We start from the raw sequence: 243 nt of genomic DNA on the forward strand, positions 1-243 counted from the left end.
TTGCGAAAGGAGTTTACAACCCGAAGGCCGTCATCCCCCACGCGGCGTCGCTGCATCAGGCTTGCGCCCATTGTGCAATATTCCCCACTGCTGCCTCCCGTAGGAGTCTGGGCCGTATCTCAGTCCCAATGTGGCCGTACACCCTCTCAGGCCGGCTACCCGTCGACGCCTTGGTAGGCCATTACCCCACCAACAAGCTGATAGGCCGCGAGCTCATCCCATACCGCAAAAGCTTTCCACAAC

At 59.7% G+C, this 243-nt stretch carries 1 rRNA gene; it reads right to left on the minus strand.

Features of this window, described 5'->3' with window-relative positions:
* Positions 1-243: ribosomal RNA gene (locus HMPREF2990_RS01490) — 16S ribosomal RNA — on the minus strand; the annotation flags it as partial.

Source organism: Corynebacterium sp. HMSC071B10 (assembly GCF_001814825.1).
Lineage (GTDB): Bacteria > Actinomycetota > Actinomycetes > Mycobacteriales > Mycobacteriaceae > Corynebacterium.